Source organism: Streptomyces sp. NPDC044921, assembly GCF_056432865.1.
Window position 1 is genome coordinate 355,618 of record NZ_JBWKIF010000003.1, and the last position, 25,031, is coordinate 380,648.

Consider the following 25,031-nt stretch of genomic DNA (forward strand, 5'->3'; position numbering starts at 1 on the left):
CGGCGAGATCTGAGTGGCGCTGCCAGGTGGGAAAGCCCGATCAGGATCGGGCAACCGGAGCAGCATACAACGGCTGCACCCGTACAAGAAAACTAGCACGGCAGCTCAGGGGCCCGCCCCCGGCCCTCTTCCGGTGGGGACCGCCCCGGGGTCTACGCTGCCTGCCACGTCCAGCAGCTCAGGGAGGCGCGGTGGCGCAGGTGCCGCAGACATTCTTCGATGCTCTCGCGGTGCGCACCTGGTGCGGTCTCGCGCTCGAGACGCTGGGGCGGGCGCGCGAGGAGATCGACGCGATCAACGTCTACCCGGTGGCCGACGGCGACACCGGCACGAACCTGTATTTGACCGTGGAATCCGCGGTCGCGGCGGTCGAGGCGGTCTTCGCCGGGCACGCGGCGGGCTCGCCGCGTGCGTCGCACTCCCCTCCCGAAGGGCCGACCCTGGCCGACGCGGCCCGGGCGATGGCGCACGGGGCGCTGATCGGCGCCCGCGGGAACTCGGGGACGATCCTCGCCCAGCTGCTGCGCGGCATGGCCCAGGTGCTGGCCGGTGACGGGGGCGCGCAGGCCGACGGCCGAGGCCTGCGGCTCGCCCTGCGGCACGCGGCCGACTCCGCCCGGCAGGCCGTGGCCCACCCCGTGGAGGGCACCGTCCTCACGGTCGCCTCGGCCGCCGCCGACGCCGCCGACGGGGCAGAGGGCGACTGCGGGAACGTCGCCCGGGCCGCCTACGAGGGAGCCCGCGAGGCCCTCGCCGAGACCCCGGACCAGCTCCCCGTGCTGGAACGCGCGGGTGTGGTCGACGCGGGCGGGCGGGGGCTGGTCGCCGTGCTCGGCGCGCTGGTGGAGACGTTCACGGGGGAGCGGCCGCGCGGGCCGGTGGCGGGCACGGGCCGGGTGCCGGAGGCCCGCGGGGGCGGGGAGCGGCCGGGGACCCGGCCGGGCGTGGTGCCCGGGGCCGGGGCCGAAGGTTCGACGGGGGTGCCGTCCGGTGCCGGAGAGGGGACCGGGGGTTCGGTGGGGGAGCCGTCCGCTGGGGCGCCCGAGGTGGCGTCCGGGGGCCCGGCGGTGCCGTCCGGTGCGGTGGCCGGGGCGGAGGCAGACGGCTCGGCGGGAACGCTGCCGGATGCGGTGTCCCAGGCGGTGTCCGGCGGTTCCGTGGGGACGCCGTCCGGTGCCCTGCCCGCGCCGGAGCCCGAGGAGCCGCCGGGGGCGCGGCCGGACGGGCTCCCGGGACCGGCCGGTCCCGGGGCGCCCGGTGGGCCGGGTCCCACGGTGGACGCGCCGCACGCGCGCGTGGCGCCTGCCGCCGGCGCCGCCCCGGCCTGTGCCGACCCCGGCGGGAGCGCCGACGCCGCCGCGCCCCGCCAGGACGGCCCCGCCTTCGAGGTGATCTACCTCCTGGAGGCCGACGACGCGGCCGTCGCGCGGCTGCGGGAGCGGCTCGACGCCCTCGGCGACTCCCTGGTCGTGGTCGGCGGCGACGGGCTGTGGAACGTCCACGTCCACGTCGACGACGCGGGCGCCGCCGTGGAGGCCGGCATCGAGGCCGGGCGTCCCCACCGGATCCGGATCACGCACTTCGGCGCCCATGACGTGCACACCACGGGCGCCGAGCGCGTACCCCGGGAGCGCGCGCAACGCGCCGTCGTCGCCGTCGTGCCCGGCGAGGGCCTGGCCGGGCTGTACGCCGAGGCCGGCGCGACCACGGTGCTCGCCCGCCCCGGGGAGCCGCCCGCGAGCGGCGAGCTCGTCCAGGCCGTACGGCGGGCCCACGCGCGCGAGGTCGTGCTGCTGCCCAACGACGCCGAGCTGCGCCACACCGCCGCGGCGGCCGCCGAGCAGGTCCGCACGGAAGGCGTCCGCGTCGCCCTCATCCCGACCCGCTCGGCGATCCAGGGCATCGCGGCGCTGGCCGTGCACGAGCCGGAGCGCCGCTTCGACGAGGACGTCGTGTCGATGACCTCGGCCGCCGGAGCCACCCGTTACGCCGAGGTCACCGTCGCCGAGGCCCAGTCCTGGACCATGGCGGGCATCTGCCAGGCCGGCGACGTCCTCGGTCTGATCGACGGCGACGTGGCCGTGATCGGCTCGGACGTCACCGCCACCGCCGAGGCCGTCCTGGACCGGATGCTCGCGGCCGGGGGCGAGATGGTCACCCTGGTGCTCGGCGACGACGTGCCCGGCACCGTCGCCGAGCACCTGGAGGGCCGGGTCCGCGAGGGCTACCTCGCCGTCGACACGGTCGTGTACCGGGGCGGACGGCAGGGGGCCCTGCTGCTCATCGGCGTGGAGTAGGACGGGGGGCTTCCTCCCGGCCCTCCGTCGCGAGGCGGAGCAGCTGCCGGGCCTCCGACCGCCGGGACCGGACCGTCGTGCGGTCGCCGTCGCCGCCTCCGGTGTGGTCGTCGCCTCCGCCGCCGGAGCCGTCGGAGCCGTCGGAGTCCGACCCGCCGGGACCGGCGTACGCCGCCAGCACCGCACGCGCGCGTGCCGCGGCGTCGGTGAGTCGGCCCGTCTCGGCCTCCAGCCACCCCGCGGCGAGTTCGGCCCCGGTCCGGTCGTGCAGGGCGGCGTCCCCGAGGGTGGCGAACACCTCGGCCGACCGCAGCAGCCGGGACAGCGCCTCCTCGTACTCCGCGGGGTGCGCGTCCCCGGTGACGCCCTCGGAGCCGGACGGCGCCAGCAGCTTGCCGAACTGCAGGTGGGTGTGCCCGAGTTCGGCGGTGAACCGCTGCCGGGACTCCTCGTCGGCCGCCGCGTCCCGGGCCGCCTCGCACTCCCGGACCGCGTCCGCCATGAGAGCCCGGGCCCGCTCCCGTCCGTCCCGCGCCCGCACCGCCAGCCAGGCCCGGGCCCGCAGGGAGCGCACCAGCCCGGCGACCTCGCCGAGGGCCCGCCACAGGTCGCCCGCGCGCGTGTAGGCCCGGTCCGCCTCGGCGGCCAGCCCCGCCTGCCCGAGGGACTCCCCGGCCAGGTGCGCGAGGGTCGCGTGGTCGTGCTGCTCCGGCCAGGTGCGGGCGATGTCGGCGGCCCGCAGGCGCCGTTCGGCGGCCGCGCGGTGCTCGCCGAGTTCGCTCAGGCAGTCGCCGAGCCACCACAGCGTCTGCACGACCGCCCCGTCGCCGTGCGTCTCGGCGGTCAGGTCGGGCAGCGCCGACTCCAGCACCTCCGCCGCCTCGGCCCACCGCCCCTGCCGCAGCAGGAACCCGCCGAGCTGCTGCCGCGCCCACGGGCCCAGCGTGCTGCTCTCGCCCGCCTCGTCGGCCCAGTGCGCGGCGTCCAGCGCGTGCTGCGCGGCCTCCACGGGCTCGTCCCGGTCGCCGAGGAGCTCGGCGAGCTGGAGGTGCAGGCGGGCCCGCCCCGGCGCCTCCAGGTGCGCTCCACCGTGCTCCAGGGCCGCCCGCACCGCCCGTTCCGCCTCGGCCATGTCGCCGAGGTGGTGCGCGAGGGACGCCAGCCGGGCCTCGTACTCCACCGCGAACCAGGGCAGCCCCGCCGCGACGAACGCCGCCGCGCCCCGCCCGAACAGCTCCACCGCCGCCGCCAGGTCCCCCCGCAGCCCCGCCAGCTCGCCGAGCATCGCCTGCCCCTCGGCGGCCCGCGCGGCCAGCCGCACGTCCTCCCCGGTGCGGCCTTCGACCAGCGCCAGGACCTCGCGCACGGCCGCCTCGGCCGCGCCGTACACCGCCTGCGCCCCGGGGCCCTCCGTCGCGTGCGCCCGTCGCAGCAGGATCCGGGCCCGGCCCATCAGGACGGCCGCCGTCTGCCGCGTCCCCGTGCCCCCGGCGGCGTACAGCGCGAGGACCTCCTCGTACGGCCCCGCCACGGCCGCGACCGCTTCCGCGACCTCACCCCCCAGCGCGCGTACGTACGCCGCACGCGCGCGTGCCGCCAGCGCCTCGCCCGGGTCGCCGGCCTCCGCGTACAGCACGGCGGCCCGTTCGAAGAGGGCGGCACCCGCGGGGCCGAGGCCCATCGCCTCGTGGTCGGCGATCTCGGCCCGGTCGCGCGGGTCCAGCCCGACGCCCCGCGCGGCCCGGGCGACCGCCGCCCACGCCTCCACGGCGTGCGGTTGCAGGTGGTCCGACAGCCGCCGTGCCTCGGCCAGCAGGGCGGGCAGGTCCGGCTGCCCGGCGACGGGCTCCGCGACCGGCGGGGGAGCGGGCACCGGGACCGGCCCGGCCGGCCGCAGCCCCAGCGGCAACCGCTCGGCCAGCGGCTTCCGCGCCATGCGCGCGCGTGCCCGCTCGCCGACGTGTGCCGTGCCGTTGCGCTCGTCGAAACGGGCTGCCAGGGCGAGCGCCTCCGCCCGCGCGTGTGCGGCCAGTTCCCGCGCGGTCCACTCCCGGCCGGCCGGGCCCGGCACCAGCCGGTCGCCGAGACCGAGTCCGGTGAGGCGGTCCATGAGCAGGGCCACCACGCTCAGGAAGTCCAGCCTGCTCCGGGGCTGCCCGTCGTCCGTGAAGTACGCCGGGCGCTCCGCGAGCAGATCGAGCCCCCGTGCCTCGTTGCCGGTCAGCGCGCAGAACTCCACGTGCTCCGCGTAGGCACCGCGCATGCTCTCCATGGCCCGGACCATCCGGAACCCCCGCAGGTGGTTGGCCCGGGCCTCGTCCAGGCGGCCCAGCCGCAGCAGCGGGACCAGGGAGGAGGCCAGGACCGTGTGCGGCTCGTGGGCGCAGGTGAACCGGCCCTCCAGCACCGGCCGCCACAGCTTAAGGGCCTGCGCGTCCCGGCCCAGCTCGGCCTGCCACCAGCCCTGCGCGTGCAGCTCGCACGCGTGGCAGTCGGACATCGCGTCCCGGTCGGCGGCCAGCCACGCGGCGTACGCCCGCTCCGCGCGGGCCACGTCCCCGACATGCGCGGCCACGCTGTGCTCGGCGCTGCGCACGGCGCCCTCGGAGTACCCCGCGAGCCGGTACCGGCGTTCCATCTCGCCGAGCCAGTTCTCGATCGACGCGAGCGGGATGTGCGGCTGGTCGAGCATGCCGGACGACACCCACTTGAAGACCCAGTGCAGCGAGTGGGCCTCGTACTCGTCGAAGTCCCCGGGCCGTTCGTCCCACATGCGCAGCAGCCGCGCGAAGGGGACGAACATCTTCCCCTTCTCCGAGCTGTAGTTGTAGACCTTCAGCTGGTGTCCGAGCGCCTCGATGACGGCGAGCGGCACGTTCAGCTTCTCGGCCGCCGCCAGCAACTCCTCCGCGCGCGCGTTGCGGGCCGGTCCCTCCGGCTGCCCGGAGTTCTCCGCCATCGCCCGGCGCAGTGCGTCGACATCCGTGATCTCCGTCATGCCCGGCCGTCCTCGGTGTGCGTGGCCCATTCCAGCAGGCCGATGAACGCGCGGTTGAGCAGCGCCGAGTCGGCGGGCCCGAGCGGCCGCTGGGCCATCAGCAGCGCCTGCCCGTACAGCGACTCCGTGGCCGTGCCGATGAGTTCCGTGTCGGGCAGGGCGCTGATCCGCCGCACCAGCGGGTTGAGATGGTTGAGCACCAGGCGCGCGCGGGGCGCGCTGCCGCGCAGGGAGCCGAGGATCCCCGCCCACAGGTCGTCGGCCCGTGCCTCGGCGTCCGCCCGGGCCTGCTCGTGCCGGGCGTCCCGGTCGTCGAGGTGCAGCGCGGGCACGGACAGCGGATGGAACGCCCGCAGGACGACGTCGCAGCCCAGCGGGTCGAGCCGGGCCCGCGCGGCGGCCAGGAAGCCGGACAGGGCCAGCTCCTCGGCCGGGTCGACCGCGTCCAGGTGCGCGGTCACCGTCTCGGCGTCCAGCTCGGCGACCACGGTCCCCGGCCGCACCGACGGCAGCGCCTCCACCAGCTCGCTGTCGTACGTGTAACCGCCGTTGACCACGCCGATGCCCTGGGCCGACGCGATCGGCGCCACCTGCCGGTACTCCTCCACCGTCCGCGTGAAGTGCACCACCGGGTGCCGCTGCGCGAACTCCTCCAGCGACAGCCGCCCGTCGGTCGTCTCGAACGGCAGCCACGGCAGCATCGTGCGCAGCATCTCCCGGTCGTGCCGGGCCAGGGACTTCACGCCCAGGTGGTGCACGGCCAGGAACGCGGCCAGCCGTTGTGGATCACCGGCCGCCAGGCCCGTCAGCCACGCCCGGATCCGCTCGCCCAGCGCCTCGCGCACCGCCGCCAGCGTCTCGTCCTCGTACAGCGCCTCGCGCGAGGCCGTCGGCCGCAGGCTGTCCGTGTCGAGCACGCAGCGCACGAAGAACGCCCAGTCGGGCAGCAGCTGTTCGGCCCGCTCGGTCAGCAGCATGCCCTTGAGGTGCACGCGATGCCCCGCGCGCTGCGCCGGGCTCACGGCCGCCGGCAGCACGTACGCCACCCCGCGGACACCGGCCAGCGGCACGGACAGGTCGATCGTGTCCAGCGGCGCGAAGCCGAACAGGTCCTGGCAGTGCCGGGCGAGGGCGACCCGCCGGGCGGCCGGACCCGGGTACGGACGGTCCCAGGGCGCGGGCAGGTCGGTGACCGCCTCGCCGTCCACCCGGACGTCGTACGGCAGCAGCGACCCGAAGTCCCGGGCCAGCGCCGCGACCCGCTCGGGCGCGAGCCACTCCGCGGCCCCCGCCCGGGCCACCAGGTGCACGGTGGTGCCCGGTTCGGGCCGCTCGGCGTCCGGCAGGGTTCGCACGGTGTACGAACCGTCGTCGCACGCCGTCCACTCCACCGGCGGCGCCCCGGGGGCACGGGCGCTGCGGCTGACCACCCGGATCCGCTCGGCGACGACGAAACACGCCAGCAGGCCGATGCCGAACTGCCCGAGGAAGTCGGACCGGGCCTCCTGGAGCCCCTCGGCGCGCTTGGAACTGCGCCCGATCGTGGCGAGCAGGCTGTGCACGTCCGCCTCGGTGAGCCCCACGCCGGTGTCCTCGACGCGCAGCGCGCCGCCCTCCGCGTACAGCCGGACCCGGGCCGGGGCACCGGGTTCCGCCGCGCGTCTGGCGGTGATCGCGTCCACGGCGTTCTGGAGCAGCTCCCGCAGGTACACCTTGGGGCTGGAGTAGAGGTGGTGGGAGAGCAGGTCGACCAGACCGCGCAGGTCGACCTGGAAGGTGTGGGGTGACGGGGGCGAAGGGGGAGGCTGGGATGCCGGTGAGGTCTGGGAGTCCATCTTCACGGCGCCGGTGGGGGACTCGCGACGGCGCGGGGTCGGGCGGTCCCGGGGGAGCGGTGACCGCGAAAGAGGGCCGGGAGCGCGTCATCCTACGGCCCTGGCGAGCCGCCTGACCAGGGGTTTCCGGGATCTTTACGGCGATACGGCCGCAGCCTGGAGGCCATTGTCAGTGGCGTGGTGTGCAATGGATCTCGTGCCCGCACTGGAAGAACCGCTGCAACAGCCCCTGAAGTCGGTGCTCGGCCCCGCCACCGCGAAGGTGATGGCCGAGCACCTCGGCCTGCACACCGTCGGCGACCTCCTCCACCACTATCCGCGCAGATACGAGGAGCGCGGCCAGCTCACCCACCTCGCCGACCTGCCCATGGACGAGCACGTCACGGTGGTCGCCCAGGTCGCCGACGCCCGGCTGCACACCTTCGCCTCCGCCAAGGCCCCGCGCGGCAAGGGCCAGCGCCTGGAGGTCACGATCACGGACGGCAGCGGACGCCTCCAACTGGTCTTCTTCGGCAACGGCGTTCACAAGCCCCACAAGGAGCTCCTGCCGGGCACGCGCGCGATGTTCGCGGGCAAGGTCTCCGTCTTCAACCGCCGTCTGCAACTGGCCCACCCGGCCTACGAGTTGCTCCGCGGCGACCCCGACGACCCCGACGGCCCCGGCACGTCCGTGGAGACCTGGGCGGGCGCCCTGATCCCCATCTACCCGGCCACCGCCAAGCTGGAGTCCTGGAAGATCGGCAAAGCCCTCCAGACGGTCCTGCCCACCGCCCGGGAGGCCGTCGACCCGCTCCCCGAAAGCCTGCGCCGGGGCCGCGGCCTCATCCCGCTCCCCGAGGCCCTCCTCAAGATCCACCGCCCGCACACCAAGGCGGACATCGAGGACGCCCGCTCCCGCCTCAAGTGGGACGAGGCCTTCGTCCTCCAGGTCGCCCTCGCCCGCCGCCGCCACGCCGACGCCCAACTCCCCGCGGTCCCCCGCGAACCGGCCCCGGACGGCCTCCTCACGGCCTTCGACGCCCGCCTCCCCTTCACCCTCACCGAAGGCCAGCAGCGCGTCTCCCGCGAGATCTTCGCCGACCTGGCCACGGACCATCCGATGCACCGGCTGCTGCAGGGGGAGGTCGGGTCGGGCAAGGCCCAGCCCCTCGACTCACTGGTGCTCACGCCCACTGGCTTCCGCCCCATGGGGGACCTGCGGGTGGGCGACGAGGTGGTGGTGCCCGACGGGGACATCGCCCTGATCGACGGCGTCTTTCCCCAGGGGGAGCGCGACGTGTGGCGCTTGGTCCTGTCCGACGGGAGTTCCGTCGAGTGCGACGACGAGCATCTCTGGATCGTCGGCACGAGCGGTGACCGGCACCCTGGTCGGGCTCCCAAGGTCATGACGACCCGGGAGATCCGTTCCGACACGTTGGCGGCCGACGGGTCCTCGAAGTGGTACATCCCGCCGGCGAAGCCGGTCGACCTCGGCGGCGACGCCGGGCTGCCCCTCGACCCGTACCTGCTCGGGCTGCTGCTGGGGGACGGTTCGTTCCGGCACGAGCTCCGTCTGTCCCTCATCGACGACGAGACCCGTGACGTGGTGGCAGCGGCAGTAGCGCCCGAATGCCGGCTGGTACCGGTGCAGGGATCGCACTGTGACTACACGGTCCAGCCCGAGCGGCGTGCCGCGGGCGTGCGCAACCCGGTGATCCGGGTCCTGCGCGAGCTGGGCCTCTGGGGAAGGACGTCACAGGACACGTTCGTCCCTCACCCCTTCAAGAACGCCTCGGTCAAGGACCGTCTTGCCGTGCTGCAGGGACTCCTGGACACGGGCGGCACCGTCCAGGCCGACGGCATGGGTGTCTCCCTCTGCCCGGCCTCGCGCCGGCTCGCGGAGGACGTGGCATGGCTCGTACGTTCGCTGGGCGGCCGGGCGCGTGTACGGCCGAAGAAGGCCGCGTACGACGTGCGGGTGTCCCTGCCGGGCGACCACGCGCCGTTCCGGCTCACGCGTAAGGCGGAGCGCCTGCGTCCGGGGCCGGAGTACGACACGTTCCGACGCGGCATCCGGGCGGTCGAGTACGTGGGGCGGAAGCCCGTCCAGTGCATCAGCGTCGCCCACCCGAGCCATGCCTACGTCACCGACAACTTCACGGTCACACACAACACCATGGTCGCCCTGCGCGCCATGCTCGCCGTCGTCGACTCCGGCGGGCAGGCCGCCATGCTCGCGCCCACCGAAGTGCTCGCCCAGCAGCACCACCGGTCGATCGTCGAGATGATGGGCGAGCTGGCCGAGGGCGGCATGCTGGGCGGGGCCGAGCAGGGCACCAAGGTCGTGCTGCTCACCGGCTCCATGGGCACGGCCGCCCGCCGCCAGGCCCTGCTCGACCTCGCCACCGGCGAGGCCGGCATCGTCATCGGCACGCACGCGCTGATCGAGGACAAGGTGCAGTTCCACGACCTGGGCCTGGTCGTGGTCGACGAACAGCACCGCTTCGGCGTCGAGCAGCGCGACGCCCTGCGCGGCAAGGGCAAGCAGCCCCCGCACCTGCTCGTCATGACGGCCACGCCCATCCCCCGCACGGTCGCGATGACGGTCTTCGGCGACCTGGAGACCTCCGTCCTGGACCAGCTCCCGGCCGGGCGCTCCCCGATCGCCAGCCATGTCGTCCCGGCCGCCGACAAGCCCCACTTCCTGGCCCGCGCCTGGGAGCGGGTCCGCGAGGAGGTGTCCAACGGCCACCAGGCCTACGTCGTCTGCCCCCGCATCGGCGACGAGGAGGACGACCCGAAGAAGGCCGGCCGCAAGAAGCCCCCGGAGTCCCCGGAGGACGCCGCCGACAAGCGCCCGCCCCTCGCCGTGCTGGACGTGGCCGACCAGCTCGCCAAGGGCCCTCTGAAGGGTCTGCGCGTCGAGGTGCTGCACGGCCGGATGCACCCCGACGACAAGGACGCCGTCATGCGCCGCTTCGCCGCCGGCGACACCGACGTCCTGGTCGCCACCACGGTCATCGAGGTCGGGGTCAACGTCCCGAACGCCACCGCCATGGTGATCATGGACGCCGACCGCTTCGGCGTCTCCCAGCTCCACCAGCTGCGCGGCCGCGTGGGCCGCGGCTCGGCCCCCGGCCTGTGCCTGCTGGTCACCGAGATGCCCGAGGCGAGCGCCGCCCGCCAGCGCCTGAACGCCGTGGCCTCCACGCTCGACGGCTTCGAGCTCTCCCGCATCGACCTCGAACAGCGCCGCGAGGGCGACGTCCTCGGCCAGGCCCAGTCGGGCGCCCGCACGAGCCTCAGAATGCTCGCGGTCATCGAGGACGAGGAGATCATCGCGGAGGCGAGGCAGGAGGCGACAGCCGTGGTGGCCGAGGACCCGGAGCTGACCGGTCTCCCGGCCCTCCGGACGGCTCTGGACGCGCTCCTGGACGAGGAGAGGGAGCAGTACCTGGAGAAGGGATGAGGGTGACCGACCTCCCTGCGAGGGCGCGGGGCTGTACCTCATATGCGGCTACCGCCGCGCGGGCGCGACCGGCCACACTGGTACCGAAAGCCGCCCCCGACCAAGGACCGAAGATGACCCGCGTGATCGCCGGCGCAGCCGGCGGACGTCGCCTGGCCGTACCCCCAGGCACCGGCACCCGCCCGACCTCCGACCGCGCACGTGAAGGTCTCTTCTCCACCTGGCAGTCCCTCCTCGGCGGCCCCCTGGACGGCGAGCGCGTCCTGGACCTCTACGCGGGATCGGGAGCCGTCGGCCTGGAGGCCCTGTCCCGCGGCGCCGGCCACACGCTCCTCGTCGAGGCCGACGCCAGAGCCGTCCGCGTGGTCCGCGACAACGTGCGGAGCCTCGGCCTCCCCGGCGCCGAGGTCAGATCCGGCAAAGCGGAACAGATCATCCGCACCGCACCCCCCGGCGAGCCATACGACCTCGTCTTCCTCGACCCCCCGTACGCCGTCACGGACGACGATCTTCGCGAGATCCTCCTCACACTCCGCTCGGAAGGGTGGCTCGCCGAAGAAGCCCTCGTCACCGTGGAGCGCAGCACCAGAGGCGGCGCATTCCGGTGGCCCGAGGGTTTCGAGCCCCTGCGGTCCCGTCGCTACGGCGAGGGAACGTTTTGGTACGGTCGCGCCGCCTCTACGTGCGAAGACGCACGATGACCGGACCGGAGAGCGAGGGATCACAAGTGCGCCGTGCCGTCTGTCCCGGGTCGTTCGACCCGATCACCAACGGACACCTCGACATCATCTCCCGCGCCTCCAGGCTGTACGACGAGGTCTACGTCGCGGTGATGATCAACCAGTCGAAGAAGGGCCTGTTCGAGATCGAGGAGCGGATCGACCTGATCCGCCGGGTCACCGCCGAGTACGGCAACGTCCGCGTCGAGGCCTTCCACGGCCTGCTCGTCGACTTCTGCAAGCAGCGCGACATCCCCGCCATCGTCAAGGGCCTGCGCGCGGTCAGCGACTTCGACTACGAGTTGCAGATGGCCCAGATGAACAACGGCCTCTCGGGCGTGGAGACCCTCTTCATCCCCACCAACCCCACCTACAGCTTCCTGTCGTCCTCCCTGGTCAAGGAGGTCGCGACCTGGGGCGGCGACGTGTCCCACCTGGTGCCGGCCGAGGTCCTGCGGGCGCTGACCGAGCGGCTGCGCAAGGACTGACCGCGCCCCGGACGCGCCACGGGCCCCTGACCACCCGTCACCCGGTGTCCGCCGGGGACCCCGTGGCCGTACAGTCGTCCCGTCCGTCTCCAACGCATCTGTAGAGAGTGGCGAGCACACGGTGGACGTGCAGAAGAAGCTCGACGAGATCGTCAGCGCGATCTCCGGCGCCCGGTCCATGCCCATGTCGGCCTCGTGCGTGGTCAACCGCGCCGAGCTGCTCGCGATGCTGGAAGAGGTGCGCGCGGCGCTGCCCGACTCCCTCGCCCAGGCCCAGGAGCTGATCGGCGGCCGCGAGCAGATGGTCGAGCAGGCCCGCCAGGAGGCCCAGCGGATCATCGAGAGCGCCCACGCCGAGCGCGGCTCGCTGATCTCCGACACCGAGGTGGCCCGCCGCTCCCAGGCCGAGGCCGACCGGATCCTCGCCGAGGCCCGCAAGGAGGCCGAGGAGGTCCGTGCCGAGGCCGACGAGTACGTCGACTCCAAGCTCGCCAACTTCGAGGTCGTCCTCACCAAGACCCTCGGCTCCGTGGGCCGGGGCCGCGAGAAGCTCCTCGGCACCGGCCCCGGCACCGACGAGCAGGGCTACCAGGACGAGGACGCTCCCGAGCGCAGCCACGACCCGGAGACCCAGCGCCGTACCGCCGACGAGTACGTCGACGCCAAGCTCGGCGCCTTCGAGGCGGTGCTCGCCAAGACCCTGGAGGCCGTCGGGCGCGGCCGGCAGAAGCTGCACGGCCGGATCGCCACCGACGACCTCGGCGCCCTGGCCGACGACACCAGCACCGTCCAGCACTCCAGCGACGCCGACTACCTCGCCGACCTGGCCGCCCTGGCCGAGCAGCCGCCGGCACCCGTCGAGCGCCCCGCGGCCCGGCAGCAGGACTACGCCCAGCCCGAGCCGGCGTACGGCTACCAGCAGCAGCCCGACCCGTACGGCGGTTACCCGCAGCAGCCCTACGCGGCCCAGCAGGACCCGTACGGCTACCAGCAGGCCGATCCGTACGCCTACCAGGGCTACGACCCGCAGCAGGCCGCCTACGACCCGTCCCAGGCGCAGCAGCCGCAGCAGGGCCATCAGGGCCAGCAGGGATACGCCCTCGACGAGACCAGCCTCTTCGACACGAGCATGATCAGCGCCGAGCAGCTGCGGGCCTACGAGCAGGGCCGCGGCCAGGGCTGAGCACCGGATTGGGCCGACGGCGAAAGGTCCAGTATCCTGGCTCTTCGGTCGCGTGTACGTCCGCGATCAACGCTGCCCGGGAACACCGCGGGGCAGCGTTCCCTCTGAGCTCGAAGATCGAAAGCAGGAATGGCTCTGAACGCCCGCCTCGACCACCGCAACCCCCTCGTGTTCGACACGCACGAGCTGGGCCGGCGGCCTGGTGCGCTGCAGCGCCTGACCCGCACGGTCGACGCTCCCCAGGATCTCGGTATCAAGGGAGTCGTCGGAGTGCCGCAAGGCGCCCCGGTCGAGCTCGAACTCCGCCTGGAGTCGGTCATGGAAGGGGTGCTCGTCACAGGCACCGCCCGTGCCAGGGCCGAGGGGGAGTGCGTAAGGTGTCTGGAGCCGCTGGAGCTGGAGCTCGAAGCGGACTTCCAGGAGATGTTCTCGTACCCTGACGCCGACGACCGGGGCCGCGTGACCGCGGAGCCGGGCGACGACGCCGAGGAAGACGAGGACAGGCTCTTCCTCGAGGACGGCTTGTTCGACCTCGAGCCCGTGCTGCGTGATGCGGTGGTGCTCGCACTGCCGATGCAGCCGGTGTGCCGGGAGGACTGCCCTGGTCTGTGTGCCGAGTGCGGCGCGCGGCTGGCGGACGACCCGGACCACCACCATGACGCCGTCGACATCCGTTGGGCGGCATTGCAGGGACTCGCCGACACCATGTCGGACGGCGAGAAGGACGAGATGAGCGGCGCCGAAGCGGGCGTCGACGAGAAGCAGGAGAAGTAGCCGTGGCTGTTCCGAAGCGGAAGATGTCGCGCAGCAACACGCGCCACCGCCGGTCGCAGTGGAAGGCTGCGGTCCCCACCCTGGTTGCGTGCGAGCGCTGCCACGAGCCCAAGCTGCAGCACATCGCGTGCCCGTCGTGCGGCACCTACAACAAGCGCCAGGTCCTCGAGGTCTGAGCGGCTGGTGAGAGGCACTGTGTCCACGCCTAAGAACAAGTCTTCCCGCGTGAGCGGGAGTGCTCCGGCGGACAACCAGGCCTCGTCCCACACGCTTCTGGAAGGGCGGCTCGGCTACAAGGTCGAGTCCGCCCTTCTGGTGCGCGCACTGACCCACCGGTCGTACGCATACGAGAACGGCGGTCTGCCGACCAACGAGCGCCTGGAGTTCCTCGGGGACTCCGTGCTCGGCCTCGTGGTCACGGACACGCTGTACCGCACCCACCCCGACCTGCCGGAAGGCCAGCTGGCCAAACTGCGGGCCGCGGTGGTCAACTCGCGTGCGCTCGCCGAGGTGGGCCGCGGGCTCGACCTGGGCTCCTTCATCCGGCTCGGCCGCGGTGAAGAGGGCACGGGCGGGCGGGACAAGGCGTCCATCCTCGCCGACACGCTGGAAGCGGTGATCGGCGCGGTCTACCTCGACCAGGGACTGGACTCGGCGGCGGAGCTGGTGCACCGCCTGTTCGACCCCCTGATCGAGAAGTCCTCGAACCTCGGAGCCGGCCTGGACTGGAAGACCAGTCTCCAGGAGCTCACCGCGACCGAAGGGCTCGGCGTCCCCGAGTACCTGGTCACGGAGACCGGCCCCGACCACGAGAAGACCTTCACTGCTGCCGCCCGCGTCGGAGGCGTCTCGTACGGCACCGGCACCGGCCGCAGCAAGAAGGAGGCGGAGCAGCAGGCCGCCGAGTCCGCCTGGCGGTCCATCCGGGCCGCCGCGGACGAGCGTGCCAAGGCGGCGAAGGCCGCCGAGGGGACGCAGACGGCAGCCGTGCAGGCCGCCCACACGGCCGTCGACGGCAGCAGCGTCGACGGCTGACCGGCCGGCCGCCCCCACCCGGCGGCCGGCGACAGCACAGCGCACCCGAGCGCCCGCCCCTGCCCGGGGGCGGGCGCTCGGGTCGTCCGCAGGTTCGTGACGGGGGATCCCCATGCCCGAGTTGCCCGAGGTCGAGGTCGTCCGGCGCGGCCTGGAGCGGTGGGTCGCCCACCGGACCGTCGCCGAGGCCGAGGTGCTGCACCCGCGCGCGGTGCGCCGCCACCTCGCGGGCGCCGAGGACTTCGCGCACCGCCTCCAGGGCCACCGCATCGGCGTCCCGAGCCGCCGCGGCAAGTATCTGTGGCTGCCCCTGGAGGACACGGACCAGTCGGTCCTGGCCCACCTCGGCATGAGCGGCCAGCTGCTGGTCCAGCCGCGCACCGCCCCGGACGAGAGGCACCTGCGCATCCGCGTCCGCTTCACCGACGCCCTGGACACCGAGCTGCGCTTCGTCGACCAGCGCACCTTCGGCGGACTGTCACTGCACGAGAACACCCCGGCCGGCCTGCCCGACGTCATCGCGCACATCGCCCGGGACCCGCTCGACCCGCTCTTCGACGACGAGGCGTTCCACCAGGCGCTGCGCCGCAAGCGGACCACGATCAAACGGGCCCTGCTCGACCAGTCGCTCATCAGCGGCGTCGGCAACATCTACGCGGACGAGGCCCTGTGGCGCTCCCGCATCCACTACGAGCGCCCGACCGCGACCTTCACCCGCCCGCGCACGCTGCTGCTCCTCGGGCACGTACGGGACGTGATGAACGCGGCCCTCGCCGTCGGCGGCACCAGCTTCGACAGCCTGTACGTCAACGTCAACGGCGAGTCGGGCTACTTCGACCGGTCCCTCGACGCGTACGGCCGCGAGGGCCTGCCCTGCCGCCGCTGTGGCACGCCCATGCGGCGACGGCCCTGGATGAACCGGTCGAGCTACTTCTGTCCGGCGTGTCAGCGGGCGCCGCGCGTGGCGTCGTAACGCTCGCGGGCGGCGAGCACGTCGTCCATCCGCCCCTCCACGAAGTGGATCAGGCTCAGCAGGCGTTCGGCGACCCCGCGCCCGAGCGACGTCAGTTCGTAGTCGACCCGGGGCGGATTGGTGGGCTGCGCCTCGCGGTGCACCAGGCCGTCGCGCTCCAGGGCGTGCAGCGTCTGGGACAGCATCTTCTCGCTCACGCCGTCGACACGGCGGCGCAGCTCGTTGAAGCGCAGCGGGCCCTCGTACAGGGCGCCGAGCGTCAGTCCGCCCCAGCGGCCCGTGACGTGTTCGAGCGTGCCGCGCGAGGGACAGGCCTTGGCGAACACGTTGTAGGGGAGGTCGTCCAGCCCCTCCGTGGGCTCCTGGATCGTGGTCATATGCCCAGCCTACGCCAGCACAGCGCTAACCAACAGGTTGCACTAACTAGCAGTTAGTGCTTTCCTTTGGTCATCGTCAGTGACCTGCCTCTTTCCCAGGAGTACCTGTGACCACGCCTGTCGTCTCCCTCGCCTACCACTCCGGCTACGGCCACACCGCCGTCCTCGCCGAGGCCGTCCGTGCCGGTGCCGCCGACGCCGGTGCCGAGGTGCACCTGATCAACGTCGACGGGATCACCGAGGAGCAGTGGGCGCTCCTCGACCGCTCGGACGCCATCGTGTTCGGATCGCCGACCTACATGGGCACCGCGTCCGGCGCCTTCCACGTCTTCGCGGAGGCCACCTCGAAGCGCTGGGCCACCCAGGGGTGGAAGGACAAGCTGGCCGCCGGGTTCACCAACTCCGCCTCCAAGAGCGGCGACAAACTGCACACCCTGCAGTACTTCCAGATCCTCGCCGCCCAGCTCGGCATGCACTGGGTGAACCTGGGACTGCTCCCGGGCTGGAACAGCAGCACCGGCTCCGAGCACGACCTGAACCGCCTCGGTGTCTTCGCGGGCGCGGCGGCGTCGACCAACGCCGACGAGGGCCCGGAGGCCGTCCACAAGGCCGACATCGCCACGGCCGAGCAACTGGGCCGCCGTGTGACGGAGACGGCCAGGATCTTCCTCCGGGGCCTGGCGGCCGCGTGAGCCCTACGCCGGCGCGGTGGACGACCGCCCCGCTCACCGCGAGCGCCGACCCGCTGCGCGGGTACCGCACGAGTCCTCGGACCTCGCCCCTCCGCAGGTGCCTCAGTAACCGAAGTTCTGCGTCCACCACGGGCCGCCGGAGCCGAGTTCGACACCGACGCCCAGCGTCTTGAAGTCGCAGTTCAGGATGTTGGCGCGGTGGCCGGGGCTGTTCATCCAGGCGTCCATCACGGCCGCGGCGTCGGCCTGGCCGCGGGCTATGTTCTCGCCGCCGAGGTTGGATATGCCGGCCCTCTCGGCCCGGTCCCACGGCGTGCGGCCGTCCGGGTCGGTGTGGTCGAAGAAGCCCCGCGCGGCCATGTCCTCGCTGTAGCTCTGGGCGAGGCCGGCCAGCGCGCTGTTCGCGGCGACCGGGCTGCAGCCCACCTTGGCCCGCTCCTCGTTCACCAGCGCGAGCACCTGCGCCGCGGCCGCGGTCTCTCCGGAGAGGGCGGCGGACGCACCGGGCGTCCGCGGTGCCTTCGTGGCCGTACGCGAGGGCGTGCTGTCCGGCTTCTCCTCGCTGGGAGTGGCCGCGGGCTTCTTCTTCTCCGGCGCCTTCTCCTGCGTCTTCCCGGTCTTCTCCGGCGTCTTCGTCGGGGCGGCCGACGACTTCGAGGCGGAGGGCGAGGGGGAGACGGAACGCTCGGCGTCCCGGCTGGTGGGCGAGTCGTCCCGGCTCTCGGCGGTGCCGGACGTGCCGCCCTGCTCGGCCGGGAGGTTCGTCGGGGTGTCGCCCGCCTGGACGTTGTCGGCGCCGTTGCCGCCGCCGAGCTTGTAGTTCTCCAGGCCGGGCACCGCGCCCGTGGCGACGGCGACCGTGCCGAGGGCGACGGCGGCGGACACGCCCAGCAGCCCGGTGCGCATCGGGCGGGCGGTCTTCTTCCGGCGGCGGTGCGCGCCCGCGCGGCGGGCGCCGCTGTCGGGGGTGAAGCCGTCGGAAGCGAAGCCGTCGGAGGCGAAACCGTCGCCCGCGAAGACCGCCGTGTCCGTGAAGCGGTCACCGGCCCCGGCGGCCTGCGCCCCGAACAGGTACGCCTCGCTCTTGGCGTAGGTCCCGGCGTACGCCTCCGGGTTGAGATACGGCGCGATGCCCATCGTCGGGGCGTCGTCCGCGGTGGAGTACAGCGGGTCGTGGCCCTCCGCGAAGCCGTCGGCGCGGCCCGTGGCGGCGCGGCCGGCGGCGGAGCGTCGGTGGCGTCCCATGTCCTGGCCTTCCTCGTCCTGGCGGTCGACTCGTCCTCGAGATCAACACCAAACTCACTCGATCGTGTGAGTTTCATATGAGATTCGTTGAGGGGGGACGGTACCGCATGGCGCAAGTGGAGGAAGTGCCTGGAGGGAGATTGGGCGGTTAGGTTGCAGTCATGAGCGAGGATGTGCGATTGGTCGCCTGGGTGCGAGGACGCGTCCAAGGTGTGGGTTTCCGCTGGTTCACGCGGGCCAAGGCCCTGGAGATCGGCGGCCTGAGTGGTTTTGCTCTCAATCTGGGCGACGGACGGGTCCAAGTGGTCGCCGAGGGCGCGCGCGAGGGCTGTCAAGACCTGCTGGAGTGGCTCCGCGGTGACGACACGCCCGGCCGCGTGGACGGCGTCACCGAGATCTGGGACACACCCCGCGGCGGCTACGAGGGCTTCGCCATCCGCTGATCCCGCGCCACGAGGCGGCTCCCCGGCCCCCCGCGGGGCGGCCCCGGGCGGCCGCTCCGGACGGAAACTCGCTGGTGATTGCCGAGAACCGCTTGCCTTGGCGGACTCCAGACGCAAGGATGATCGCCACGCCCCGAGGGCCCGCTGAAGCCGCCGCGTCGCCGTTCCAGGCCGTGTGCGCCAGGGTCGCCCGCCAATACGGGGCGTGATCGTGTTGACCGTCAAACTTTTTGGTGAGACGCTGAAAGCACCCCGCGCACCTAGCTGTTTGGCATGGCTGAACGGCAGCACAACTGAAGGCCCTGCCAAGCCGCGGGTGCGAATCCCTCACGACCCAACCGCATCGGTCGGTCACTCATTGTGGAGGACCATCCATCATGGCAAAGGCGCTTCTCGGTTACGTCGGCGGCTCCGACCCTCGACTCCTCGCCGAGATGCGACGGCTCCAGCAGCGCGTCCAGGACCTGGAATCCGAGCTCGTACGGATCCAGGCGGAGAACGAGGCGCTGACGGCTGCCGCTTCTCACGACAGGATCATGGAGAGCGTTGACGCACACCAGGCGGAGCCTGCGCTCACCTGATCACTGCACCGCTCCACATCGGCAAGCAGTGGTGAAGGAAGCCCGTCACAACCGCTGAGTTGTCAGAAGTGCAAGGGACGCCACCGGCGTCCCTTCTTTCTTTCCCCCGCGCATCCTTTCACCGTCTTTAACGTCTGGTGTGCCCTGCGCGTTCAGCGGCGAAACCGTGGGTTCATGGAGTGAGACGAACCCGGGCGGTAGAGTCCGGCGGCGTGCACCTCAAGGCCCTGACCCTCCGCGGGTTCAAGTCGTTCGCCTCGGCGACCACCCTCCGGTTCGAGCCGGGGATCACGTGCGTCGTCGGACCGAACGGCTCGGGCAAGTCCAACGTCGTCGACGCCCTCAGCTGGGTCATGGGGGAGCAGGGCGCCAAGTCGCTGCGCGGCGGCAAGATGGAGGACGTCATCTTCGCCGGCACCGCCGGCCGCCCCCCGCTGGGCCGCGCCGAGGTGTCCCTGACCATCGACAACTCCGACGGGGCCCTGCCCATCGAGTACGCCGAGGTCACCATCACGCGGATCATGTTCCGCAACGGCGGCAGCGAGTACCAGATCAACGGCGACACCTGCCGTCTCCTCGACATCCAGGAACTGCTCTCCGACTCCGGCATCGGCCGCGAGATGCACGTCATCGTCGGGCAGGGCCAGCTCGACTCCGTGCTGCACGCCGACCCGATGGGCCGCCGCGCCTTCATCGAGGAGGCCGCCGGCGTCCTCAAGCACCGCAAGCGCAAGGAGAAGGCGCTGCGCAAGCTGGACGCGATGCAGGCCAACCTCGCGCGCGTGCAGGACCTCACCGACGAGCTGCGCCGCCAGCTCAAGCCGCTGGGCCGGCAGGCGGCGGTGGCGCGCAGGGCCGCCGTCATCCAGGCCGACCTGCGCGACGCCCGGCTGCGCCTGCTCGCCGACGACCTCGTACGGCTCCGGGAAGCCCTCCAGGCCGAGGTCGCCGACGAGGTCGCGCTGAAGGAGCGCAAGGAGGCCGCCGAGCAGGAGCTGCGCCGGGCGCTCCAGCGCGAGGCCCTGCTGGAGACCGAGGTCCGGCAGCTGACGCCGCGCCTCCAGCGCGCCCAGCAGACCTGGTACGAGCTCTCCCAGCTCGCCGAGCGGGTGCGCGGCACGATCTCCCTCGCCGACGCCCGGGTCAAGAGCGCCACCTCGGCGCCCCCGGAGGAGCGGCGCGGCCGCGACCCCGAGGACATGGAGCGCGAGGCCGCCCGCGTCCGCGAGCAGGAGGCCGAACTGGAGGCGGCCCTGGAAGCCGCCGAACGCGCCCTGGAGGACACGGTCGCCCACCGTGCCGAGCTGGAGCGCGAGCTCGCCCAGGAGGAGCGGCGCCTGAAGGACGCCGCCCGTGCCATCGCCGACCGGCGCGAGGGCCTGGCCCGGCTCGCCGGCCAGGTCAACGCGGCCCGCTCCCGCGCGGCCTCCGCCCAGGCCGAGATCGAACGTCTGGCCGCCGCCCGCGACGAGGCGCAGGAACGTGCCGTCGCCGCCCAGGAGGAGTACGAGGCCCTCAAGGCCGAGGTCGACGGACTCGACGCCGGCGACGCGGAACTCGCCGAGCGGCACGAGGCGGCCAAGCGGGAGCTTGCCGAGGCCGAGGCCGCGCTCACGGCGGCCCGCGAGGCCACCACGGCGGCGGAACGCCGGCGCGCCGCCACCCAGGCCCGCCACGAGGCCCTGGCACTCGGCCTGCGCCGCAAGGACGGCACCGGCATACTGCTGGCCGCCAAGGACCGCCTCTCCGGCCTGCTCGGCCCGGCGGCGGAACTGCTGACGGTGACCCCCGGCCACGAGGTCGCCCTGGCGGCGGCCTTCGGCGCCGCCGCCGACGCCCTGGCCGTCACCACTCCCGCCGCGGCCGCCGACGCCATCCGCCTGCTGCGCAAGCAGGACGGAGGCCGGGCCACTCTGCTGCTGGCAGGAGACGCCGACCCCAGGGGCGCGGGGAACCGTGCGACCCACCGCGACGACCCCGCGGACGCGCGGCACACCCATGCCGCAGACCTGGTTCGCGGCCCGGCCGACCTGATGCCCGCCGTCCGCCGCCTCCTGCACGGCATCGTCGTCGTGAACACCCTGGAGGACGCCGAGGACCTCGTCTACGCCCACCCCCACCTCACCGCCGTGACAGCCGAAGGCGATCTCCTCGGCGCCCACTTCGCCCACGGCGGCTCCGCCGGTGTCCCCAGCCTCCTGGAAGTGCAGGCGTCCGTGGACGAGGCCGCCGCCGAGCTTCAGGAGCTGGCGGTGCGCTGCGAGGAACTGGCCGAGGCCCAGCAGGAGGCCGTCGAACGCCGCACGGAGTGCGCCGCGCTGGTCGAGGAGCTCGGGGAGCGGCGCCGGGCCGCCGACCGGGAGAAGTCGGCCGTGGCCCAGCAGCTCGGCCGGCTCGCCGGGCAGGCGCGGGGCGCGGCGGGGGAGGCCGAGCGGTCCACGGCCGCCGCGGCCCGGGCTCAGGAGGCCCTGGACAAGGCGCTCCAGGAGGTCGGGGAACTCGCCGAGCGGCTCGCGGTCGCCGAGGAGATGCCGATCGAGGAGGAGCCCGACACCTCCGTGCGGGACCGGCTCGCCGCCGACGGTGCCAACGCCCGCCAGACCGAGATGGAGGCCCGCCTCCAGGTCCGGACGCACGAGGAGCGGGTCAAGGGCCTGGCCGGCCGGGCCGACTCCCTGGACCGGGCGGCCCGGGCGGAACGCGAGGCCCGCGCGCGTGCGGAGCAGCGGCGGGCCCGGCTGCGGCACGAGGCGGCCGTCGCCGGGGCCGTCGGCTCCGGCGCGCGGCAGTTGCTCGCGCACGTCGAGGTCTCGCTCGCCCGCGCCGACCAGGAGCGCACCGCCGCCGAGGCCGCCAAGGCCCACCGCGAGCGGGAACTCGCCCGCGCCCGCACCCAGGGCCGCGATCTCAAGGCGGAACTCGACAAGTTGACGGATTCGGTCCACCGCGGTGAGGTACTCGGCGCCGAGAAGCGGCTGCGGATCGAGCAGCTGGAGACCAAGGCGCTGGAGGAGCTGGGTGTCGAACCGGCCGGGCTCGTGGCGGAGTACGGTCCGCACCAGCTCGTGCCGCCCTCGCCCCCCGCCGAGGGCGAGGAGCTGCCGGAGGACCCCGAGCACCCGCGCAACCGGCCCAGGCCGTTCGTCCGGTCCGAGCAGGAAAAGCGTCTCAAGGCCGCCGAACGCGCCTACCAGCAGCTCGGCAAGGTGAACCCGCTCGCGCTGGAGGAGTTCGCGGCGCTGGAGGAACGCCACCAGTTCCTCAGCGAGCAGCTGGAGGACCTGAAGAAGACCCGCGCCGACCTGCTGCAGGTCGTCAAGGAGGTCGACGAGCGCGTCGAGCAGGTCTTCACCGAGGCCTACCGGGACACCGCCCGGGAGTTCGAGGGCGTCTTCAGCCGGCTCTTCCCCGGTGGTGAGGGGCGACTGGTGCTGACCGACCCGGACAACATGCTCACCACGGGCGTGGACGTCGAGGCCCGCCCGCCGGGCAAGAAGGTCAAGCGGCTGTCGCTGCTCTCCGGCGGGGAGCGGTCGCTGACGGCCGTCGCGCTGCTCGTGTCGATCTTCAAGGCGCGGCCGAGTCCGTTCTACGTCATGGACGAGGTCGAGGCCGCCCTCGACGACACCAACCTCCAGCGGCTCATCCGGATCATGCAGGAGCTGCAGGAGGCCTCGCAGCTGATCGTGATCACCCACCAGAAGCGCACCATGGAGGTCGCCGACGCCCTGTACGGCGTCTCCATGCAGGGCGACGGTGTGTCGAAGGTCATCTCCCAGCGCCTCCGCTAGATGGGTGTGGTCTACACCGGTCTCACCTGCGACGCTTTATGACTTCAACACTTGAACACATCACTGACACACTCCTGCCTCAGATTCACAGAGCCGACCTATTGACTTCGAAACTTGAAGGCATAGTCTCGGCAACGTTCCTTTTACCTTCAGGTACCTTCAGGTGGACCTCGAAGGGCTGACCCCCTCCGGCAGCGTTGCCGGTGGCCCGAGGAGTACACGTGACCAGCACAGCGCAGGCACCCAAGTCAGGAGCCGGGACGGCTCACCCCGATCATCTCGGGCACGTCATCTTCATCGCGGCGGCCGCCGCGATGGGCGGTTTCCTCTTCGGCTACGACAGTTCCGTGATCAACGGCGCCGTCGAGGCCATCCGTGACCGCTACGACGTGGGCTCCGCTGCCCTCGCCCAGGTCATCGCCATCGCCCTGATCGGCTGCGCCATCGGCGCCGCGACCGCCGGTCGCATAGCCGACCGCATCGGCCGCATCCGGTGCATGCAGATCGCCGCGGTCCTGTTCACCGTCAGCGCCGTCGGCTCCGCGCTCCCCTTCGCGCTGTGGGACCTCGCCTTCTGGCGGGTCGTCGGCGGCTTCGCCATCGGCATGGCCTCCGTGATCGGCCCGGCCTACATCGCCGAGGTCGCCCCGCCCGCCTACCGCGGCCGGCTCGGCTCCTTCCAGCAGGCCGCGATCGTCATCGGCATCGCCGTGTCGCAGCTGGTCAACTGGGGTCTGCTCAACGCCGCCGACGGTGACCAGCGCGGCAGGCTGATGGGCCTGGAGGCCTGGCAGGTCATGCTCGGCGTCATGGTCGTCCCGGCCGTCCTGTACGGCCTGCTCTCCTTCGCGATCCCCGAGTCCCCGCGCTTCCTCATCTCCGTCGGCAAGCACGACCGCGCCCGGCAGATCCTCGCCGAGGTCGAGGGCAAGGACGTCGACCTGGACGCCCGTGTCGCCGAGATCGAGGGCGCCATGAAGAGCGAGCACAAGTCGAGCTTCAAGGACCTGCTCGGCGGCAGCTTCTTCTTCAAGCCGATCGTCTGGATCGGCATCGGCCTGTCGGTCTTCCAGCAGTTCGTCGGCATCAACGTCGCGTTCTACTACTCCTCGACGCTGTGGCAGTCGGTCGGCGTCGACCCGACGGACTCGTTCTTCTACTCCTTCACCACGTCGATCATCAACATCGTCGGCACGGTCATCGCGATGATCTTCGTCGACCGGGTCGGCCGCAAGCCGCTCGCGATCATCGGCTCGGTCGGCATGGTCGTCGGCCTGGCGCTGGAGGCCTGGGCGTTCTCCTACCACCTGGTCGACGGCAAGCTGCCCGCCGCGCAGGGCTGGATCGCCCTGATCGCCGCGCACGTCTTCGTGCTCTTCTTCGCCCTGTCGTGGGGCGTGGTCGTCTGGGTCATGCTCGGCGAGATGTTCCCCAACCGGATCCGCGCCGCCGCCCTGGGTGTGGCCGCCGCCGCGCAGTGGATCGCCAACTGGGCCATCACCGCGAGCTTCCCGTCGCTGGCCGACTGGAACCTGTCCGTGACGTACGTGATCTACACGGCGTTCGCCGCGCTCTCCATCCCGTTCGTCCTGAAGTTCGTCACCGAGACGAAGGGCAAGTCCCTGGAGGAGATGGGCTGAGCCCGTCCCGCGCACTCGGGGAGAAGGGCCAAAGTCCCCGCTGCCCCTCTCCCCGTAACCCGCCGCCGCCCCGGTTCGGCCACTGCCCGAGCCGGGGCGGCGGTCCGTCGTCCCGACGGGACGAGGCGTCTCACCAGACGATGACGCCGCCCTCGATCACCCGCGCGCGCAGGGCCGCCACCTCCGGATCGCGCAGCCGTCCCACCAGCCCGCGCCGGTGCTCCTCGAACCCCCGCGGCCCCCGCGTGCTCGCGGCGATCGCGTCGAGCCGGTCGCGCGGCAGGGCCACTTCGCGCAGGAACTCGGCGTGCGCGGCCTCGACCTCCAGGTCGTAGCCGACGAGCACCGGCAGGAAGCGGGCGCCCGCCGCCCGCACCGCCTCCGACCGACCCCCACACCGCCGTCCGCCAGGACTCGGACCCGGCCGAGTCGTCCCGCCCCCCCGGGGACGTCCGGCTCGCGCAGGAACACGTCCACCGACAAGCTCATGCCCCCAGCGGATCACCGGGCGG

Annotated in this window: 19 protein-coding genes; 14 read left to right on the forward strand and 5 right to left on the reverse strand. The window is 73.0% G+C overall.

Going from position 1 to position 25,031, the window contains the following annotated elements; translation table 11 throughout:
- Positions 1-191 precede the first annotated feature (191 nt).
- On the forward strand, positions 192-2,297 hold the full coding sequence (locus AC07DA_RS06740) for a DAK2 domain-containing protein (protein WP_479125213.1): 2,106 nt from the start codon (positions 192-194) through the stop codon (positions 2,295-2,297).
- On the opposite strand, the gene AC07DA_RS06745 is transcribed toward AC07DA_RS06740, so the two are convergent.
- Both AC07DA_RS06745 and AC07DA_RS06750 read right to left on the reverse strand, forming a co-directional pair.
- Entirely contained in the window at positions 2,281-5,295 is a 3,015-nt protein-coding gene (locus AC07DA_RS06745; RefSeq protein ID WP_479125215.1) for a tetratricopeptide repeat protein, read from the reverse strand. The two genes, AC07DA_RS06740 and AC07DA_RS06745, sit on opposite strands and share 17 nt — an antisense overlap.
- Positions 5,292-7,130, reverse strand: a complete 1,839-nt coding sequence (locus tag AC07DA_RS06750) for an HSP90 family protein (RefSeq protein ID WP_479125217.1) — start codon at positions 7,128-7,130, stop codon at positions 5,292-5,294. Before AC07DA_RS06750 ends, AC07DA_RS06745 begins: the two co-directional genes overlap by 4 nt.
- Positions 7,131-7,317: 187 nt before the next feature.
- Between AC07DA_RS06750 and AC07DA_RS06755 the strand changes: the two genes are divergently transcribed.
- The 8 genes from AC07DA_RS06755 to mutM all read left to right on the forward strand — a co-directional run bounded on the left by AC07DA_RS06755 (position 7,318) and on the right by mutM (position 15,750).
- Positions 7,318-10,578 carry a helicase-related protein gene (locus AC07DA_RS06755; protein WP_479125219.1) on the forward strand — a complete coding sequence of 1,087 codons (3,261 nt, stop codon included), beginning with the start codon at positions 7,318-7,320 and terminating at the stop codon, positions 10,576-10,578.
- Positions 10,579-10,691: 113 nt separating this feature from the next.
- Positions 10,692-11,279: a 16S rRNA (guanine(966)-N(2))-methyltransferase RsmD gene (gene rsmD / locus AC07DA_RS06760; protein ID WP_479125221.1), complete on the forward strand. Its 588-nt coding sequence runs from the start codon at positions 10,692-10,694 to the stop codon at positions 11,277-11,279.
- 26 nt (positions 11,280-11,305) lie between these two features.
- Positions 11,306-11,785, forward strand: coding sequence for a pantetheine-phosphate adenylyltransferase (gene coaD, locus AC07DA_RS06765; RefSeq protein ID WP_479125428.1), 480 nt, complete (start codon positions 11,306-11,308; stop codon positions 11,783-11,785).
- A 121-nt stretch (positions 11,786-11,906) separates the two neighbouring features.
- Positions 11,907-12,968 carry a cell division initiation protein gene (locus AC07DA_RS06770; protein WP_479125222.1) on the forward strand — a complete coding sequence of 354 codons (1,062 nt, stop codon included), beginning with the start codon at positions 11,907-11,909 and terminating at the stop codon, positions 12,966-12,968.
- 129 nt (positions 12,969-13,097) lie between these two features.
- Positions 13,098-13,742, forward strand: a complete 645-nt coding sequence (locus AC07DA_RS06775; protein ID WP_479125224.1) for a YceD family protein — start codon at positions 13,098-13,100, stop codon at positions 13,740-13,742.
- 2 nt (positions 13,743-13,744) lie between these two features.
- Positions 13,745-13,918 (forward strand): 50S ribosomal protein L32, encoded by a 174-nt coding sequence (gene rpmF / locus AC07DA_RS06780; protein WP_007493396.1) that lies wholly within the window; start codon positions 13,745-13,747, stop codon positions 13,916-13,918.
- A gap of 19 nt (positions 13,919-13,937) precedes the next feature.
- Entirely contained in the window at positions 13,938-14,777 is an 840-nt protein-coding gene (gene rnc, locus AC07DA_RS06785; RefSeq protein ID WP_479125226.1) for a ribonuclease III, read from the forward strand.
- A 112-nt stretch (positions 14,778-14,889) separates the two neighbouring features.
- Positions 14,890-15,750 carry a bifunctional DNA-formamidopyrimidine glycosylase/DNA-(apurinic or apyrimidinic site) lyase gene (mutM, locus tag AC07DA_RS06790; RefSeq protein ID WP_479125228.1) on the forward strand — a complete coding sequence of 287 codons (861 nt, stop codon included), beginning with the start codon at positions 14,890-14,892 and terminating at the stop codon, positions 15,748-15,750.
- Here mutM and AC07DA_RS06795 read toward each other — a convergent pair.
- Positions 15,723-16,127: a winged helix-turn-helix transcriptional regulator gene (locus tag AC07DA_RS06795; protein WP_479125230.1), complete on the reverse strand. Its 405-nt coding sequence runs from the start codon at positions 16,125-16,127 to the stop codon at positions 15,723-15,725. The genes mutM and AC07DA_RS06795 overlap by 28 nt on opposite strands.
- Before the next feature lie 107 nt (positions 16,128-16,234).
- Between AC07DA_RS06795 and AC07DA_RS06800 the strand changes: the two genes are divergently transcribed.
- On the forward strand, positions 16,235-16,819 hold the full coding sequence (locus AC07DA_RS06800) for a flavodoxin family protein (RefSeq protein WP_479125232.1): 585 nt from the start codon (positions 16,235-16,237) through the stop codon (positions 16,817-16,819).
- 102 nt (positions 16,820-16,921) lie between these two features.
- Here AC07DA_RS06800 and AC07DA_RS06805 read toward each other — a convergent pair whose 3' ends face one another.
- The gene (locus tag AC07DA_RS06805) at positions 16,922-18,064 is read right to left on the reverse strand and encodes a CAP domain-containing protein (RefSeq protein WP_479125234.1); all 1,143 of its coding nucleotides are present in this window, start codon (positions 18,062-18,064) and stop codon (positions 16,922-16,924) included.
- 161 nt (positions 18,065-18,225) lie between these two features.
- Here AC07DA_RS06805 and AC07DA_RS06810 point away from each other — a divergent pair, with 161 nt between their 5' ends.
- From AC07DA_RS06810 to AC07DA_RS06825, 4 genes are all read left to right on the forward strand, one after another.
- Positions 18,226-18,507 carry an acylphosphatase gene (locus AC07DA_RS06810; protein WP_479125236.1) on the forward strand — a complete coding sequence of 94 codons (282 nt, stop codon included), beginning with the start codon at positions 18,226-18,228 and terminating at the stop codon, positions 18,505-18,507.
- A 377-nt stretch (positions 18,508-18,884) separates the two neighbouring features.
- On the forward strand, positions 18,885-19,088 hold the full coding sequence (locus tag AC07DA_RS06815; protein ID WP_003993245.1) for a hypothetical protein: 204 nt from the start codon (positions 18,885-18,887) through the stop codon (positions 19,086-19,088).
- A 212-nt stretch (positions 19,089-19,300) separates the two neighbouring features.
- Positions 19,301-22,879, forward strand: coding sequence for a chromosome segregation protein SMC (gene smc, locus AC07DA_RS06820; protein ID WP_479125238.1), 3,579 nt, complete (start codon positions 19,301-19,303; stop codon positions 22,877-22,879).
- A gap of 221 nt (positions 22,880-23,100) precedes the next feature.
- Positions 23,101-24,519 (forward strand): sugar porter family MFS transporter, encoded by a 1,419-nt coding sequence (locus AC07DA_RS06825; RefSeq protein ID WP_479125240.1) that lies wholly within the window; start codon positions 23,101-23,103, stop codon positions 24,517-24,519.
- A gap of 130 nt (positions 24,520-24,649) precedes the next feature.
- Here AC07DA_RS06825 and AC07DA_RS06830 read toward each other — a convergent pair whose 3' ends face one another.
- On the reverse strand, positions 24,650-24,895 hold the full coding sequence (locus AC07DA_RS06830) for a hypothetical protein (RefSeq protein WP_479125242.1): 246 nt from the start codon (positions 24,893-24,895) through the stop codon (positions 24,650-24,652).
- Positions 24,896-25,031 lie beyond the last annotated feature (136 nt).